The organism is Streptomyces sp. NBC_01255, from assembly GCF_036226445.1.
In the GTDB taxonomy this organism is placed as follows: Bacteria; Actinomycetota; Actinomycetes; order Streptomycetales; family Streptomycetaceae; genus Streptomyces.
In genome coordinates this window covers 1,416,593-1,433,434 of the sequence record NZ_CP108474.1, presented here as the reverse complement: position 1 = coordinate 1,433,434, position 16,842 = coordinate 1,416,593, and the positions used below count along the sequence as shown (strand labels likewise).

The following is a 16,842-nucleotide window of genomic DNA, read 5'->3' as shown; positions in this document are numbered from 1 at the left end:
TCACGTCGTGCTCAGGCGCCGCAGAAGGACACCGTCCGTACGTAGCCGCCGAGGTTCTCGTCGTCGGTGCCCAGCAGGGTGTCCGTGGAGTCGGGCAGGCACTCCACCGCCTCGATCTTGTACTGGGGGTACGTCCCGAGCACGGTCGGGGAGGCCGCGAGGGAGACCCGGACCCGGCCCGTCGCCGAGATCGTCACCCGGCCGGCGTCGCTCACCGCGGAGTCGAACGGGCCGCCGTCACCGGCGTCCGCCGCCGAACCCACGACGAGCCGGCCGGCGGCGGTCACCGCGATGTCGGAGATGTGCCGCGTGCCGGCGTCGTCCGGGTACGTCGACCGGTAGGTCCGGTTCGTCACCGCGCCGAACAGCGGCTGCCCCCACGCGGCGAACGTCAGGGGCGCCGCGTACAGGGTGGCGGGACGGTCGGGCCCCGCGCCCCGGTCCGCCCACAGGGCGGCGAGCCTTCTGCCATGTGTCGGCGGCGCCCGCCGGGGCGGAGCCGGGCGTCGTCAGCAGCGCGGTCGCCGCGGTGAGCCACGCCATGCGCTGCAACATCGGAAGTTTCACGGGAGTCGCTTGCCTTCTCTGTCCGACAGACGCGAGGTCACGCGCCGGACGTCAGGCTATTGATCTTGGTCGGGAAGCCCCCAGCACCGTTTGACCCGTTCGCCGGAGCGCGCGGTCGGACTGAGAGGGCGCACGGCAGATGTCGCGCGCCCCTTCCGGATCTCAGCGAGCCGCGCGCGCTGCCGTTCGCGGCTCGGCCGGTCCCCGGAACGGCAGCGTCCGGCTGAGGACGAGGTTCGTGGTCGTACTCCCGAACCGGGCCAGCGCGTCGACGAGCTCCTCCAGATGGGACATCGACGTGGCCGCCACCTTCAGGACGTAGCAGTCGTCCCCGGTCGTCCGCAGACACTCCAGGTACTCCGGGCGCTCACCGAGCAGCCGGCGCAACGGCTCGTGCCGTGTCCCCGGGTACTTCAGCCGGACCACCGCGAGCACCGGATGGCCGGTCCGCTCCAGGTCCACCTCCGCCCGGAACCCCGTGATCACCTCGGCGTCCTCCAGACGCCGCACCCGCTCCTTGGTCGCCGACGCGCTCAGGTTCACCCGCCGCGCCAACTCCGTGTACGCGATCCGGCCGTCCTGCTGGAGTTCCCTCAGGATCGCCCAGTCCGTCGCGTCGAGGGTCTCGGTCATCCGGCCAGATTACCGGCGGATCCACGGCCGAAGGGCCTCGGAACAGGCGGGAATCCCTTCTGCGGGACCCTGCCGCCTGACTAGCCTCGTTCTCGTGAAGATCGGAGTCAACATCCTCAACTTCGGACCCGGCACCGACCCCGGAGTCCTGCGGAACTGGGCTCGGACCGTGGAAGGCCTGGGTTACGACCTCCTGATGGTCTCGGACCACATCGCCGTCACACCCGACGTCGCCGAGCGCTATCCGGCACCCTTCTACGAGCCGTTCACCACCCTCTCCTGGCTGGCCGGCCTCACCACCCGCGTCCGGCTCGGCACGACCGTGCTCATCGCCCCCTACCGGCACCCCCTGCTCACCGCCCGCATGGCGGCCAACCTCGACCAGCTGAGCGGCGGGCGGCTGGTCCTCGGCATGGGCGTGGGCTGGGCACGGCAGGAGTTCGCCGCCCTCGGCATCCCCTTCGAGCGCCGTGGCCGGCTGACCGACGAGCACCTGCGGGGCGTCCGGGAGGCGTGGGCGAACACCGCGGACTACGGGGAGAGGAGGATTCCGGTGTGGGTCGGCGGCAACAGCGACGCGGGGATGCGGCGTGCCGTACGGCTCGGGGACGCCTGGCACCCGCTGCGCCCCACCCTGCCGTGGCTGCGCGAGGGCGCCGACCGGCTGAAGGCCGCCGCGGACGAGCTGCGGCTCCCCGTGCCGGCGCTGGCTCCGCGGATCGCCCTCCAGGTCACCGCGGCACCGGTCACCGGCGCGGACCGGCTCGCGGGGCACGGCACGCTCGACCAGATCCTCGACGACCTCGACGGACTGCGGCTCCTTGGCGCCGAGTCCGTCGTCCTCGACCCGTATGCGGGGAACCCGAGCGAGACACACCACCCGGAAAAGGCCTGGCAGGCACTCACCGCCGTGGCCGGGTCCCTCTCCCTGTCCCACGACTGACCGCTGTCCCTGTCCCTCTGCCGAACGGAGCCATCGCATGATCACTCACGACGACCACACCCTCCTCCGCCGGGCCATCGCGCTCGCGGCCAAGGCGAAGGACGGCGGCGACCCGCCCTTCGGCTCGCTGCTCGCGGCACCGGACGGGACGGTGCTGGCGGAGGAGTACAACACCACCCTCACCGACCGCGACATCACCGCGCACCCCGAACTGAAGCTGGCGCGCTGGGCCGCGAGGGAGCTGGACGCGGCCACGGCGGCGGAGACCACGATGTACACCAGCTGCGAGCCCTGCGGGATGTGCGAGCCCGTCATCCGGCTGGCGGGGCTGCGGCGGGTCGTGTTCGCCCTCTCCGGCGAACAGCTCCTGGACATCAGGCCGGCCGGCGGCAAGCCGCCCGTACCGCAGGACGGCCCCGCGCTGCTCGACGAGGTACGGGCCGTCGTGGAGGGGTATTACCGCTGACCGCCCGGGTTGTCAGCGGTCAGCCGTCAGCCGTCAGCCGTAGCCCGGGCTCGGGGGAGACTCCGGGCTCGGCGGAGCTGCCGGGGCCGGGATGTCGTAGACGTGGTCCGGGGTCACGATGCCGGTGACGGCCTTCCCGAAGAGGGTGCTGGGGGCGACGCCGTCCTTGGTGATGTCGGTGTTGAGGAGGACGACGAGGGTCGCCTGCGCCTCGGGCAGGTAGATCGTCAGCGACTGGTAGCCCGGCAGGGAGCCGTTGTGCCCGATCCAGCCCTGGATGTCGAAGATGCCCAGACCGTATCCGTCGCCGCTGGTGGACGACGGGTAGACCTTGAGGCGTTCGGCCTGGGTCTCGGCGGTGAGGAGCGTGCCCGTGGCGACGGTCTCGGCCCAGGAGCGCATGTCCTGGAGGTTCGAGATCATCGCCCCGGCCGCCCAGCCCCAGGACGGGTTCCAGTCGGTGGCGTCCTCGACGTCGCCCGACGCGGTCTGCTCGGTGTAGCCGTGGGCGTGCGGCCGGGGGAACGCGGCGTCCGTCGGGAAGGTGGTGTGCCGCAGGCCCGCGGGCTCCAGGACGTTCTTCTGGATGTACTCGTGCAGCGGCATGCCCCCGGCCTTCTCCACGACGAGGCCGAGCAGGATCGTGTTCGTGTTGGAGTACTGGAACTCCTCGCCGGGCTGGAACTCCACCGGGTGCTTGAACGAGTAGTCCAGCAACTGCTGCGGAGTGAAGGGGCGGTCGGGGTCGGAGGTCAGAGCCTTGTAGAAGTCCTCGTCCCCGGTGTAGTTGAAGAGCCCGCTGCGCATGGCCGCCAGGTCGCGCAGGGTGATCTTGTCGCCGTTCGGCACGCCGTCGACGTAGTCGGAGATCGGGTCGTCCAGGCCGACCTTGCCCTCGTCGACCAGTTCGAGGACGGCGGTCACCGTGAACGTCTTGGTCTCGCTGCCGATCCGCATGAAGAGACCGGGACTCATGGCCGCGCCGGTCGCGGTGTCCGCCTCGCCGAAGGACCGGATGTACGTGCCCTTGTCCGGGGCCGACAGGGCGACCACGACGCCCGGCACGTCCCCGTCCCGCATGACGTCCCGGATCGCCGTGTCCAGCTTGGCGGCGACGGCCGGGGTCAGCTCCGGGAACTCCGTCTGTGCCTGTTGTGCCTGGTGGGCCTGTTGTACCTGCGCCGAGGACGTGACGAACTGGGCGGGGCCCGGAGGCTCGGTGGCGACGGCCGTGCCCATACCGAGGGGGGCCGCAAAGATCCCGAGCGCCGCGACACCGGCACATACGCGCCGCCGACGGCTGAATGAGTACCTCACGGCGGGCCTCCTGGCGGCCGGGGACGACACTCCACCTTCCAGGCTAGGTCCGGCCCGGCAGCCCCGCGCGGCGACCCGGGAACCGTCTGTTAGGTTCCGTTGGCCCGTGAGTTCGCCCGGTCGAGAGGAAGAGTCGCACGATGGCCGTCATCCACCACACCACGATGCAGCCCACCAAGATGGAGCTGCTCGCCTCGTGGCTGCCCACCCGTGACTGGTACGACGGTCGGGAGGGCGGGCCGAGCCCGGCCAAGGCCGGAGGGTTCCGGCTCGACGACCCGGCCGGCGAGGTGGGGATCGAGTTCATGGTGGTGACCGACGGGGCGGAGGAGGGGGCCGCGGCCTACCTGGTGCCCATGACCTACCGCGGGGCTCCACTGGAAGGCGCCGACCACGCTCTCATCGGCACGTCCGAGCACGGCGTCCTGGGCACGCGCTGGATCTATGACGGAGCCCACGACCCCGCTCTCGTCGGGCAGTTGTACGCCCTGCTGCGGGGGCACGCGGTGGCGCAGGACCAGTCCGTGAACGACACGCCAGACCTCACCGTCTCCGTCTCCCTCACCGGGGGAGGTGCGGAGGGCCCGGGTGGCGACACGGAGCTCGTACGGGTCACGGAGGGCGCCGACCACACTGAGGTGGTGGTACGGACGTCCGGCGACGACACCGGCCGACTGGCCCTGCGTGTACGGCGCGTGCTGCGCGCGGGCGGTTCGGACGGGTCGGACGGCGGCTCCGGGCTCGGTGGCGTCACCGCCGAGTGGACGCGGCCGGACGGGACCACCGCCCGGGGCGCGTTCGCCGTGGTGGAGGGCGTGCTCTAGGGGGCGGGACGCCCCCTAGGGCCTGTCCGGCGGATCATGGCCGGGGCCCCGGCGTCTGGCACGGCACCTCGCCGCGTTGCCGAAACGCCCGAATAGCTCCGCTATTAGTGCGCTCCGGCGCCTTGCGATGCACCGCACCAGACGCCGCGACCTATCCGACCCTGATCCGCCGGACAGGCCCTAGACCCAGTTGACCTCCGCCCGGGCGAGCAGGGGGTCGTCGATCAGCTCCCACAGCGGGACCGCGAGGTTTCCGCTGCGGTAGCGGCCGCCGAAGTGCAGGCCGAGGACGCGGTGGTCGGTGAGGTCGAGGACGGGGGAGCCGCTGTTGCCGCCCAGCGTCGAGCAGTCGTGCTTCATCACCAGGCTGCCGGGGGTGAACTCGGTGGCCGCGCCCGGCTGGAGCCGCTTCACGTTGTACACGTCCATGAAGATCCGGCGCATCGACTCGGGCTCATTGCGCCGGCCGTCCCAGGCCGGGTAGCCGACCACGTACACCGGGCGGCCCGGCACGCTCGCGGGAGCGTCCGCGGCGACCGCGAGCGGGGTCGGCAGCCCGTCGGAGGCCGAGGGCTCGATCCGCAGCAGGGCCATGTCGACGTCCGGGTGGATGCCGATGATCTCCGTGATCTCGTACGGGGCGAAGGACGGAGCGGTGACAGGGTCGCCTTCCAGGGGAAGCTCCTCGGCCGGGTCCACCCGCGCCGACATGCCGAACGCGAAGGTCCAGCGGTCGCGGTCCGCTTCGAAGCGGCTGAACTCCGAGGCGACATGACGGTTGGTCATCACCGTGCGCGGGCCGACGAGAAACGCCGTGCCGATCCAGTCCAGGCTGGGATGGCCGGTGACCTCGACCCGTCCGACCCGGGCCAAGGTCTCCTTGATGGCGGCCCGTTGACCGTCGAGGACGGCCCACTCGTCCCGCTGCGATGCGAAGTCCTGGCGCTGGACGAGGATCGCGGGGCGGCCCTGGAGGAGGACGATCGCCTCCACGCCGAAGGACTCGTTCTCGTCGATCTCGTCCTCGCGGTGCGCCGCCAGCTTCTCAAGACCGCTGACCCCGGCTTCCAGGACCCGCGCCCGCTCCTCGCGGGCGAAGCGGGAGATCTCGACCGCGGGCGCCACGTCGGCGGGCAGTTCGAGCGACGACTCGGCGATCTCCGCCTCCAGATCCGCCCGGACCCGCGCGGCGACCTCCCGCAGGTCCCCGAAGATCTGCTCGGCGCCGGTCGCGACGGGCGATCCGCTCCCTGCCCCGCGTCGTGCTCCGCCGCGTGATCCGTTCGGCATGGTCACTCACCTCGGCTACCCGTGCGTCCGTCCCCCGGGGCGGGCCGGCCCGACTGGCCGGCCACGATCTCGTCGTACAACTCCGGTCGGGACTCCCGCAGATGGGTCATGATGCTGCTCATCTGGGTGCCGACGTTCACGAACTTCGTCTTCCCTCCCTGGAATTCGACCTCGTCCACCTTCTGCGTGCCACGGTGCAGTCCCACCACCGTCCAGTCGTCGAGGCACACGGGCGAGCCGGAGGAGCCGCCGCGCGTGTCGGTGAAGTACAGGATGTCCCGCTCGTCCGCCCGGTAGACCAGGTTGTTGCGCAGGGCGACCCGCTTCGGCAGACCGCCCGGGTGCTGGATGATGTTGACCGGAACCCGCTGGCGCTCCCGGACGAGCAGCGGCCGGGTGGCGACCCTGAGCGTCGGCCGCGGCGCCTGCTCGGCGGTGAGCCGCACGATGGCGTAGTCCAGCGCCTCGTCCCAGGCGACGAGTTCGCCGGCGGTCACCTCGGGCGAGGCCGACGCGTTCTCGACGAAGTCGAAGCGGGAGCGGGACATCAGCGCCTGGAGCCGCAGGTCCTCGTCGCTCACGAACGGCCGGACGCCCGCCTCCCACGAACGCGCCATCACCACATGGTGGTTGGTGATCAGCAGCCCGGGCGCGACCATCCACCCCGTGCCGCCGTGCGGGTACGACGGGAGGAGCGGGGCCCCCGACTCGTACGGCGGGATCCTCAGCAGGGCGACGGAGGCGCCGGCCCGGATGCCGCCGTGGAGGAACTCGTACGGCACGGTGTCGTCCTGGAGGACGATCTCCTCCTTGAACTCCCCGGGCATCATGTCCGCCGGCAGGACCGCCTCGCCGGTGATCTCCCGGGCCACCGTGTCGAGCGCGCCCTGCAGGACGGCGCGCGGGCCCTGCTCGTGGGTCTGCTCGATCGCGTTGTGCAGCCAGATCTCCAGGGGCACCAGGCCGTCGATGAGGCGCTCGACCTGGTTCATCGTGTTCAGGTCGGCGTGTACCTGCTGCAGCGGGCCGCTCAGCCGTTGGAGGGTGGCCGTGAAGTGCGCCGGGATGCCCTTGAGGAGGGCGGGGCGCAGGACGGGGTCGGCGAGTCCCGCCTCCATGGCGGCGTTGCGGACCCGGACGAGCTCCTCCTGGGGCAGGAACGGCTCCTTGCGGAGCGCGGCCCCGGCGGCGTCGGGCGGCGGCTGCGTCCACAGACCGACGCTCCCGCGCCGGGGGCGCGCGGCCATGCGGGGAGTCGCCCACGAGCCCGTCGCGGAGTCGGGGAGGGGGTGGCCGGGCGGGTGAGGGGGAGGCGGGCCGGGAGGCGGCGGGACGGGAGCCGTGGGGGTGTGCGGGGCGGGGTCGTACGCGCCCGGTTCGAGCGGGGCGGGTTCGTACGCGCCCGGGTCGTAGGCACCGGGTTCGTACGCGCCGGGTTCGTGCGGGACTGGTTCGTACGGCGTGGAGCCGTGCGCCGACGGGCCCGCGTCCATGGCGGAGGCGACGCCGAGGAGCAGGTCCCCGCTGCCGTCGCGGAGCGTCAGCGCCTGGCGCGCGACGCTGTCCAGCGTGCCGCGCCGCCGTGCCTCGCGCAGCGCCCGCTCGATCCGCTCGCGGCCCATGCGGAGCGCGGTCGTCCCCGCCGCGCCGGTCCCCGGCTCCGCGCGCGGGGGTTCGCCGGCCGCCGTGTCCAGGATGCGGGCCAGCGGCTCGCGCAGCCGGGGCTCGTCGGTCATCGTCGTGTCGATCCAGTGGGCGAGCTCGCCCACGACCGCGTCCTCGTCCGCCGGGAGCCCCACGAGCCGCAGCGTGTGCTCCAGGAGCTGGGGGTCCGCCCGGCAGGCCGTGGCGGCCGCCGTGCGGGCGAGGGACGGCTGCCGGGCCAGTTCCGCGTCGGGCATCCCGCGCAGAGTCCGGGCGAGCCGCGCCTCCGCCGGAGCGGCGTCGCCGTCCGCCAGGGCCGCGAGCCGGGACCGTGCGACGAGGACGCCCAGGGACTCGTACCGCAGGCCGAGGCCGTCGGCGATCTCCTCGGCCTCCTGGAGGTCCCGGTCCGCATCGGCGAAGTCGCCCGCGTCCTGCGCGAGCCGCGCGGACAGCTGGAGCAGTTCGAGCTGGGTCTCCGCGCAGCCCGCCTCCGCCGCGCGGCCCACGGCCCGCTCGGCACCGTCGCGGGCCTCCCCGCTCCGCCCCGAGCGGGCGAGGGTCTCCGCGAGCAGCGCGTGGAGCCTGCTGCACGGCGTCCACGGCCGCCGCTCGGACAGCCGCAGCGCCGCGGCCTCCACGTAACCCTGGGTGAGCAGGTCCTCGACCTCGCGCGCGGCGATCCGCTCCCAGTCCTCCTGCTCGGCCCCGGTCATGATCTGGTCGGGGACGTGGCCGCCGATCAGGCCCAGGAGGAAGGCGGCCGACCGGTCCGGCATCTCGCGGTGGGTCGCGCCACCCAGGTACGCGGCGACGCCCGTCTCCCAACGTTCCTCCACTGTACGGGGGTTCTCGCCGAGCCGGAGCCGGTGGTAGATCTCCTCGGCACGGTCCCGCGGCCCTTCGCGGGCCGCGTAGTACGCGACGGCGCTCCGGTCGACGGCCCGCATCAGGTCGGTCCGCGCGCGGTCCGACAGGCGGAGCATGATGGCGCGCAGATCGGTCCGGTGTCTGATGGCCCCCGGGCCGGCCGACTCCATCAGGTCGACCCGGGAGGTCAGCAGACCGTAGAGACGGCGGGCCTCCGCAGGGGTGTCGACCCGGAGCCCGGCCGGTCCGGCCAGGACGTGCTGTACCAGCTCGGGGGTGATGAAGCGGAGCGCGAGGCCCGCCTGGACCAGGGCCCGGACGTCGTCCTCCGCGATGTGCTTGAGGATGCGGTCGTACAGCGTGCCCTGGATGAGCATCTGGTCGACCTGGCTGTCGAAGTAGCGCCGCCGGTACGGAAGTCCGCGCAGCAGCTCGCCGAGGGAGGCGGAGTCGGCGCCGAGGGCGACCGCCGTACGGGCGGCCAGCTTGAGGCTCAGCGGATGGCCGCCGATCCGGTCCACGAGCCGCTCGGCGACCGTCTCGTCGTCCACCCCGGACGACATCAGGAGCTCGACGGAGGCCTGCTGGTCCAGCTCGGTGAGCTCCATCGTCCGCGGGGTGAGTACGCGTGCCGGGTGGTCGACGGGCGCGCGTCCGGCGACGACGAAGCGCAGGCGCGAGTACGCGGCGCGCAGCGCCGTCCAGATCGCCCACATGCGGGCGATCACCGGCGAACCCCGGTACTGGGCCTCCTCGAAGGAGTCCATGACGATCAGGAGGGGCGGGGCCGAACCGCCCGCCGAGGCCGAGCCGTCAATCGGGCCCGAGCCGTCCGCCGGGGCCGAACCCCCCGCCGGAGGCCGTACGGCCTCGGCGACCAGGGCCGCCATCCTGCGGGCGAGTTCCTGCTCGCGGGCGCTGGCCCGGGCGTGGAAGTCCGCCGAGTAGTCACGGCCGATCGTCGCCCGCGTGGTGGAGAGCTGGTAGAGCTCGTCGAGTTCGTTGCGTTCGCCGCGCTGCACCGCCGCCGTCCGCTCGCACTCGTCCGCGAGGGCGTCGAAGGCGGCGCGGTGTCCGGGGTGCTGGATGCCGAGCTGGCGTGCCATCTCCGCGATCACGGTGGCGGGTTCGTGGATGGAGAGCGTGGGCCGCTCGAAGTCGAGGTAGGCGAAGGGGAATCGGGCGGGGGCGGCGGCCAGCGCGTCGACGAGGAACCGGGCGAGCAGCATGCTCTTGCCGATGCCGCCCACGCCGTGGATGAGGACGGGGGGCTCCGCGGGCTCCTCAGGGAGCGCGAGATAGGCGTGCAGGGAGTCGAGTTCGGCGGCGCGGCCGTGGAAGGTCCCGTGGAGCAGGCGATGCATCGGCTGGAGCAGCCGCGCCTCCTCCAGCCGGTGCTGGACGTCGTCGACGGGCGGCAGCCCGGTGATGCCGGGGACCCGGCCGAGCCAGAGGACGGCCTGGAGGGTGTCGCAGAGCGCGTCGGCGTCCGCTCCGCCGGTACGGAGGCCGATGCCGTCGACGGCGCCCGCGCCCGTGCTCGCGCCCGTGAGCAGGGCGAGGGCGGTGTGTTCGGGTCCGGGGCCCTCGGGGCGCAGGCCGATGTTCGTCAGCAGGGCGCGCAGCGCGGCGTCGGGTCCCACGAGGCTCGCGAGGGCCGTCTCGCGGATCTCGGGCTTCAGCGTCCAGGCGGTGGCCCCGGGGGAGGGCAGGGCCGTGCAGTCGTCGACGAGCTCCAGGACCGCCCGGCCGGTGGACCGTTCCTCGTCGGGGAGCCGTAGCAGCGCCGGGTCGAACTCCTGGAGGAGGCAGGCCGCTTCGCGGTAGGACCTGCGCAGGTCGGGCAGGGTGGGCGCGGGTGCCGCGTGGCTCGTGCGCAGGGCGTCGCGCAGCAGCCGGCCGGCGTCCCCGGGTGCGGGAGGCAGCGGGGGGAACACCCGGTGGAGCCGTACGACGTCCTCCACGGCCGTGCACACCCGCCGCATGTAACTGTCCTCCGCCCCGGGCCGGTCGGCAGCGCACAGGACCTCGGAGACGGCCGTCTCGGTGAGGTCACGGACGACGTCCTCGTCCTCCGGGTCCCGTGTCACGGTGACGAACTCGCCGAAGAACTCCCGGAAGAACGCGCGGAGATCGTCCTCGTCCAGCAGGCGTGTGGTGTCACGGCACTCGTTCTTGCGGATCTCGTACGGGAGTTGGCGCATCGTCGTCGAGTAGCCGAGGAGGACGAGCCGGGGTGCCGTCTCCTGCCGTACCGGGGTGTGTTCGTAGACCGCCCGGGCGAGGACGCCGATGCAGTCCCACACGTCCGAGTTGGGGTCGAGCCGGTCGCAGTCGTCGAGGACGATCCAGAAGCTCTCCTCGGCGGCGGTCGCCCGGCCGACGATGCGGTGCGCGGCGTCCTCGTACGAAGGCAGTGGATCGTTCAACCGTGTCGGATTCAACGAGCTTTCGTCGGCGCCGAGCCCTACGCCTGCGCCGGGCCCCGCGACGAAGGCGCCGAGCCGCTCCATGAGCCGCGCCGCCGTCGACGTGCGGGACAGGGTGACCCGTACCGGCCGGAAGCCGCAGTGCTGGCCGAGGTGGCGGATGAGCTCGTACGTGTACGAGCGACCGCTGTCCGGAGGGCCGTCGACGACCAGGACCGTCTGCTCCGGGTCGGCCAGGAAGCCCCGGAGCTTCTCGCGCAGCTCGGACCGGTCGAGGAACGCCACCGTGCCGTGCTTCAGGAGCCGGCTCTCGAACGGGTCCCGCGGGGAGCGGTCGAGCCGCTCGTCCTCCCGGAGCCGGGTGAGCAGGTTCCGGGCCTCCGCGCCCTGCTCGAAGGAGTGCGGATCGTCGATCGCGGCCAGTGCGTCGAGCCCGGCGAGGACCGCGAGCAGCCGGCGCTGGTGGGCGATGTCCCTGCGGGCGGCCCCGACCACGAGCAGGGCGTTCCGGTCGGGGTCCGGGGTGAGCGGCAGGTCCTGGACGAAGTCGGCGGGCAGCCCCGCGCGCAGCATGCTCTCCCGTGGCTCTGGCGTGTCCAGGAGATGGGCCCGTACCCAACTGGCGACGAGCCCCCACTCCGTCTCGGTCAGCGGCATACCGCACCTGTCCGGCGAACTGGCTGGTCCTTCTCATCGTTTCACCGGGCCGTACCCGTCGCAATCGCTGGTCCGGAGGGCGGCCCGGCGGCGCGAGCGGCGGAGGTCAGGAGTGCAGCACGATGTCCCCGTACGACTCGAGCCGCCGCCAGCGCTCCTCCGGCCCGCGCGCCGCCGGCAGGACGTCCACGTCCGGCAGCGGCCCGAACTCCAGCTCCGTGATCTCCGCGATGTCCGAGACCGGTACCTGGTACGTACGGAACGGCCCCAGGGGTGGCGGCGCCCCCGCCGTCGCCCCCGCGAGCGCCCGCTCGGCGTCCCGGCTCAGATCGGGGCTCTGGTCGAGGACGTACGCGGCGGCGGCGAGCGCCCCGTCCTGGAGGAACGCGGCGACCTTCCAGAAGCGCAGCGGCACCTGGATGCCCCGGTACGGCGGGTCGGAGTCGTGGAGCACGGGCCCCGTGAGGACGGTCAGCTTCCGGTCGAAGTCGGCGGCGTGGTCGAGGAGGTAGTTCTCCAGTCCCTGCCAGAGCTGCTTGCCCTGGTTGAAGACGTCGGCCTGTGGCGCGGCGTTGGTGAAGTGGAAGGTGTCGGTGTTCGCCTGTGCCGCCACGGCCGCCGGCCCCCACACCGGGTCGAGGCGGCGCACCAGATGGCCCCGGTCGAGACTGTTGTTCCGGTAGACCGCGTCGCCGGCCTGCTGCTCCTCGGGCAGCCGCGGATCGAACTCCCAGACGTCGTCCCGGGGTACGTCCTCCTGGAGCTCCCGCCCCTCGATGCACACGGCCGTCGAGGCGGCGAGCCGCCGGTCCGGCCGGAAGACGACCGTGAAGTGCGTGTACGGCAGGACCACCGTCCCGACCGTGTCGCGGACCGGGAGCGGGAGAGGTACGACCGGGCCGAGGAAGGCCTCGTCGTAGCCGGTGCGGTCGGCGAGCGCGTCGCCGCGAGGGCCACCGGCGGAGGGCGGGGCATCGGATGGGTTCATACGATGTAAGTACCGCGTGGAGAGGGTCGCGCTCGGCGCCGGACCGCAGGCCACTCGATCAGCCGCCTCCGGCAGTCGCCCCCGGCATGCCCTCTCCTCCGAACGAGGAGGCACCCCATGGCCACCGGACTCTCCCTGCACGTCGGACTCAACGAGGTCGACCCCGCCCGTTACGAGGGCTGGGCGGGGACCCTGATCGCCTGCGAGAACGACGCCCACGACATGGCACGGATCGCCCGCACCGCGGGATTCGAGACCACCGTCCTGCTCACCCCGGACGGCACCGTCGCCAACGTCACCTCCGTCCTCGGCGACGCCGCCGCCCGGCTCGCCCCCGGCGACATCCTGCTCTTCACCTATTCGGGCCACGGCGGTCAGGTCCCCGACGAGTCCGGTACGGACGACGAGCCGGACGCCCTCGACGAGACCCTGGTCCTGTACGACCGCCAGTTCCTCGACGACGAGGTGCAGCGGACCTTCCGCGCCTTCGCCGACGACGTACGGATCGTCGCCCTCTTCGACTGCTGCCACAGCGGCAGCACCATCGAGCTCCCCGGCGTGACGGACGGCGACCGGGGCCGCTACCTGCCCGAACCGCAGCAGCGGCAGCTGTACGAACGCGACCGGACCTTCCTTGACGAGCTGCGGCAGTCGCTCGCGGAGGAGGCGTCCGCCGACGGGACGGACCCCGACGCGCTGCTCGTCTCGGCCTGCCAGGACAACCAGACCGCGGCCGACGGCGACGTCAACGGAGCCTTCACCGCGGCCCTCCTCCGGGTGTGGGACGGGGGCGCCTTCCGGGGCGGCTACCGGGACTTCCACCGGGCGATCCAGCGCAGACTGCCGCCGACCCAGAGCCCGAATCTCTACCTGACCGGCGCGCCGGCCTCGGACTTCCTCCACCAGCGGCCCTTCACGGTCTGAGGGCCGTCGCCAGCTGGGCGCGCGAGCGGACGTCGAGCTTCTGGTAGATCCGGGTCAGCCGGGCCTCGACCGTCTTCACGCTCAGGTACAGCTTCGCCGCCGCCTCCTGGTTGCTGGCCCCCTGGCCCACCAGCCGGGCGAGCCGCAGCTCCGCCTCCGTGAGCGCGGACAGCGCGGGCAGTGTCTCCTCGCCGCCCGAAGCGCCGCCGGAGCTCTCGCCCACCGCGCCCGCCGGGGCATCGCCCGCCAGGGCCAGCCACGGCGCCGCTCCGGCCCGCTCGAACACCGAAGCGGCCTCGTGCAGGGCGCTCTGCGCCGCCGACCTGCGCCGCCTGCGGCGCTCCACCCGGGCCAGCGCGATCAGCGCCCGGCCCCGCTCCAGCGGCAGCCCGGCGCGGCCGAAGCGCTCGGCCGTCCCCGTGAGCAGCTCGGCCGCCGCGTCCGTCCGCCCCTCCGCCGCCAGACAGAGGGCGTGCACCCGGTCGCAGCCGAGGAGGACGGTCGTACGGCCGAGCCGCTCCGCCACCGGCCGTACCTCCGCGAGGAGCGCGAGGGCCTCGTCGCCGGCGTCGTTGGCGAGCAGGGCCTCGGCCAGCTCCTCGTGCCAGCGCAGCATCGACGGATCCACGTTCGACTGGGCCCGTTCGTTGGCCTGAACGCGCCGCAGCGTCTCCAGCGCGGCGGCCACGTCACCGTTGACGAGCTGGACCCGGCCGAGCGCGTAGCGGCTGCGGGAGAGGAAGACCCGGTCGCCCTCCTCCTCCGAGGCCTGGACACTGCGGCGGGCGTAGCTCGCGGCCCGTGCGAAGCTGCCGCCCGCGGTCTCCGCGAGCGCCAGCGCGTACCACGCAGGACCGGGGGAGAGGCCCGCCTCCAGGGTGAGGGCGAGCGACTGCCCTGCGTGCGCGATGGCCGCCGGGCACGGACCGATCCGGGACTCGATCTCGGCGAGCGTGCTGAGGAGTTCGATGGCGTCCTCGACCGAGCCGCGCCGCTGCACCAGCGGGAGGAGGGCGCCCAGTTCGTCACGGGCGTCCGTCAGCCGGCCGTCGAAGAGGGCGTGACGGATCGTCAGGATCTGTGCGGCGTTACGGATTCCGAGCGGGCGCTCGGCCAGCTCCAGGGCGCGGGCCTGGGCGAGCACGGCCTCCGCGTCCGGTGAACCGAGGGCGCGGTCCATCCGCGCCTGGACGGTCAGCGCCTGCGCCGCCGTGCGCGGATCGCCCGTCGAGGCGGCCAGTGCGGCCGATTCGGCGGCGGCCGCCCGAGACCGCTCCGGATCGCCGTCCGCGAGCACGTACTTGACGGCGAGCCGGAGCTGGACGGCGGCCCGCAGCGCGGTGTCCCCCTCCGAGTCCTCCATGGCGTGCACGTACATCTCGTCGAGTCCGGTCAGCCCCTGGCCGGCCGTGTCGAGGACGGCGAGGCGCGCCCTGACCCGGTCGGCCGGTGCCGCGTCCCGGGCGAGGAGGTCGGTGGCGGCCCGGATCGCGAGGTCGGCGCGGGCCGCACGCGCGGCCTCCTCGGCGGCGTCGACGAGCCGGGCGATCCGCCGCGTACCGTGCCGGCCCGGCGTCGACTCGGCCGCGAGCAGGGCCAGTTCGGCGGCGAGCGCGCTGTTCCCGCGCCCCCGGGCCAGATCGGCGGCGGCCGCGACCTCGGCGGCGAGGTCCTCGTCGGGGCTGTCGGTCGCGAGCGCCCGGTGGCGTACCGCCTCCACCGGGTCGTCGACGACCTCGGCGAGGGCCGCGTGCCCGGCGCTCCGCTCCGCCCAGCAGGCGTCGTGCACCAGGGTCGAGGGCAGCAGCCCGGCGGTGAACGTCACCGAGCCGTCCTCGGCGAGCGACACCAGATCGGCCCGCTCCGCCGCCGCCAGGTCCGCCTCCGCGGTGGGCCGCCCGGCCCGGCGCACCAGGGTCGCCGAGGGGCGCAGCGCCAGCGCCGCGAGCAGCAGCGTCTCGCGTACGGGGAGGGGCGCGGCGCCCAGGAGCTGGCGGGCCAGGTCGCGGGCGCGCCCGGAGAGCGTCAGCGCCTCCGCGTGGTGGACGGGGGTGCGGGCGTCGGCGAGCGAACGGCCGACGGCGAGCGCGAGCCGCGGATTGCCGCCGCTGGCCCGGTGGATGCGGCCGGCCATCCGGGAGGGCAGACGGTGGTGGATGAGGAGTTCGGCGATCTCGTCGGCGTGCAGCGGGGGGACGAGCAGCACGTCCGCTTCCGACGGCACCCAGAGGTGCGTGGCGTGCGGGTCCTCGGGGCGGAAGGCCGCCCGGTGGCTCTCGCCGTACGGCTCGTGGGCCTCGCCGTACGGTTCCGGTGTCTCGACGGCGACGACCCGCAGCGCGGGCGGCGCCAGATGGAGCGCGAAGCGCAGCAGGTCCGCGCTGTCCGCGTCGATGTGCTGCACCCCGTCGACGACGAGCAGGACAGGGCCGCGGCAGGCGAGGGCGCGCAGGATCCGGGCGATGCCGAGGCGTAGGGCGATCGGGTCCCAGCCGCCCGCGTCGATCGGCGCCTCGCGGCAGAGCATGGCGACGGCGGTGCGCTGGGGTCCGGGCAGTTCGTCGAAGACCCCGGAGGCGAGCACCCCGGGCGCGAACGGTCCGGCGGGAGCGAACGGTGCGCCGGGCGCGAACGGTGCGGCGGGCGACGGCCCCGCGGGGGACGGCCCCGCGGGGGACGACGGCCCTGTGGCGGAGGCGGGTTCGGCGATGGATGACGGCCGGGCGGGGTGCGGGTCCGCGGCGGACGGGTCGGGTACGGGTGTGCCGAGGCCCGGCCAGTTCACCGTCGCCGCCACGGAGGCGACGAGCGCGGCCGCCGCTGCGCCGGGTATCTCGCGGTCGGAGGGCAGGGTCGCGAGCCACAGGACGGTCTCGCCGCGCGCCTCCGCGCGGGCGGCCTCGGCGAGCGCGAGCTCGGTCTTGCCGACACCGGCGGGTCCGGTGAGCAGCGCGCGGCCCCGCCCGTGCAGGACGCGCTCCAGCCGGGCGAGGAGTTCCTCCCGGCCGACGGGCGCCGGCGGTCCGCCCACACCGGCGGGGCGCAGGGGGCGGTGCGATGCTGTCGTCACTGTCCACCACCTCCGGCGCTCGGGCCCCGGCCCATGAGCCCCGTGGGCAGAGAATACGGAGCCCACCCGTGGAGTCCAGGCCCCTTGTCCGGCATACGGACGGGACACCCCCGGCCGGTTCCGTCCCGGCACGCCAGAACGCGCCCGTGGTATAGACCACGAGCGCGTCGCTGACCAGCAAGGATGCTGATGTGGGGGGTGGTTCAGAAGGGATTCAGCG

General features: G+C 73.6%; 11 protein-coding genes. 4 read left to right on the top strand and 7 right to left on the bottom strand.

The genetic code is table 11. The features are described from left to right. Positions 1-11: 11 nt before the first annotated feature. Both OG357_RS06120 and OG357_RS06115 read right to left on the bottom strand, forming a co-directional pair. Positions 12-356, bottom strand: coding sequence for a hypothetical protein (locus OG357_RS06120; RefSeq protein ID WP_329620159.1), 345 nt, complete (start codon positions 354-356; stop codon positions 12-14). A gap of 373 nt (positions 357-729) precedes the next feature. Further along, positions 730-1,200, bottom strand: coding sequence for an Lrp/AsnC family transcriptional regulator (locus tag OG357_RS06115; protein ID WP_329620158.1), 471 nt, complete (start codon positions 1,198-1,200; stop codon positions 730-732). Positions 1,201-1,294: 94 nt separating this feature from the next. Here OG357_RS06115 and OG357_RS06110 point away from each other — a divergent pair, with 94 nt between their 5' ends. Both OG357_RS06110 and OG357_RS06105 read left to right on the top strand, forming a co-directional pair. Further along, positions 1,295-2,143, top strand: coding sequence for an LLM class flavin-dependent oxidoreductase (locus OG357_RS06110; RefSeq protein WP_329620157.1), 849 nt, complete (start codon positions 1,295-1,297; stop codon positions 2,141-2,143). 37 nt (positions 2,144-2,180) lie between these two features. Next, positions 2,181-2,609 (top strand): nucleoside deaminase, encoded by a 429-nt coding sequence (locus OG357_RS06105; protein WP_317601043.1) that lies wholly within the window; start codon positions 2,181-2,183, stop codon positions 2,607-2,609. A 33-nt stretch (positions 2,610-2,642) separates the two neighbouring features. Here OG357_RS06105 and OG357_RS06100 read toward each other — a convergent pair whose 3' ends face one another. After that, on the bottom strand, positions 2,643-3,848 hold the full coding sequence (locus tag OG357_RS06100; RefSeq protein WP_443066798.1) for a serine hydrolase domain-containing protein: 1,206 nt from the start codon (positions 3,846-3,848) through the stop codon (positions 2,643-2,645). A 218-nt stretch (positions 3,849-4,066) separates the two neighbouring features. On the opposite strand from OG357_RS06100, the gene OG357_RS06095 reads away from it, so the two are divergent. Beyond that, the gene (locus tag OG357_RS06095; RefSeq protein WP_329620155.1) at positions 4,067-4,750 is read left to right on the top strand and encodes a maltokinase N-terminal cap-like domain-containing protein; all 684 of its coding nucleotides are present in this window, start codon (positions 4,067-4,069) and stop codon (positions 4,748-4,750) included. A 180-nt stretch (positions 4,751-4,930) separates the two neighbouring features. On the opposite strand, the gene OG357_RS06090 is transcribed toward OG357_RS06095, so the two are convergent. From OG357_RS06090 to OG357_RS06080, 3 genes are all read right to left on the bottom strand, one after another. Then, positions 4,931-6,040, bottom strand: a complete 1,110-nt coding sequence (locus OG357_RS06090) for a trypsin-like serine peptidase (RefSeq protein ID WP_329620154.1) — start codon at positions 6,038-6,040, stop codon at positions 4,931-4,933. 2 nt (positions 6,041-6,042) lie between these two features. Next, positions 6,043-11,640: a trypsin-like peptidase domain-containing protein gene (locus tag OG357_RS06085; protein WP_329620153.1), complete on the bottom strand. Its 5,598-nt coding sequence runs from the start codon at positions 11,638-11,640 to the stop codon at positions 6,043-6,045. A gap of 106 nt (positions 11,641-11,746) precedes the next feature. Further along, a complete protein-coding gene (locus tag OG357_RS06080) occupies positions 11,747-12,628 on the bottom strand; it encodes a DNA/RNA non-specific endonuclease (protein WP_329620152.1) in 882 nt (293 codons plus the stop codon). A 117-nt stretch (positions 12,629-12,745) separates the two neighbouring features. On the opposite strand from OG357_RS06080, the gene OG357_RS06075 reads away from it, so the two are divergent. After that, on the top strand, positions 12,746-13,552 hold the full coding sequence (locus tag OG357_RS06075; protein ID WP_329620151.1) for a caspase family protein: 807 nt from the start codon (positions 12,746-12,748) through the stop codon (positions 13,550-13,552). Here OG357_RS06075 and OG357_RS06070 read toward each other — a convergent pair. Then, entirely contained in the window at positions 13,542-16,622 is a 3,081-nt protein-coding gene (locus OG357_RS06070; protein ID WP_329620150.1) for a helix-turn-helix transcriptional regulator, read from the bottom strand. The genes OG357_RS06075 and OG357_RS06070 overlap by 11 nt on opposite strands. Between the last annotated feature and the right edge of the window lie 220 nt (positions 16,623-16,842).

Bases quoted from the DNA above. Each gene is read 5' to 3' on its own strand.
- OG357_RS06095 (WP_329620155.1), top strand. From the start codon at position 4,067: ATGGCCGTCATCCACCACACCACGATGCAGCCCACCAAGATGGAGCTG.
- OG357_RS06080 (WP_329620152.1), bottom strand. From the start codon at position 12,628: ATGAACCCATCCGATGCCCCGCCCTCCGCCGGTGGCCCTCGCGGCGAC.
- OG357_RS06085 (WP_329620153.1), bottom strand. From the start codon at position 11,640: ATGCCGCTGACCGAGACGGAGTGGGGGCTCGTCGCCAGTTGGGTACGG.
- OG357_RS06090 (WP_329620154.1), bottom strand. From the start codon at position 6,040: ATGCCGAACGGATCACGCGGCGGAGCACGACGCGGGGCAGGGAGCGGA.
- OG357_RS06075 (WP_329620151.1), top strand. From the start codon at position 12,746: ATGGCCACCGGACTCTCCCTGCACGTCGGACTCAACGAGGTCGACCCC.
- OG357_RS06105 (WP_317601043.1), top strand. From the start codon at position 2,181: ATGATCACTCACGACGACCACACCCTCCTCCGCCGGGCCATCGCGCTC.
- OG357_RS06100 (WP_443066798.1), bottom strand. From the start codon at position 3,848: ATGGGCACGGCCGTCGCCACCGAGCCTCCGGGCCCCGCCCAGTTCGTC.
- OG357_RS06115 (WP_329620158.1), bottom strand. From the start codon at position 1,200: ATGACCGAGACCCTCGACGCGACGGACTGGGCGATCCTGAGGGAACTC.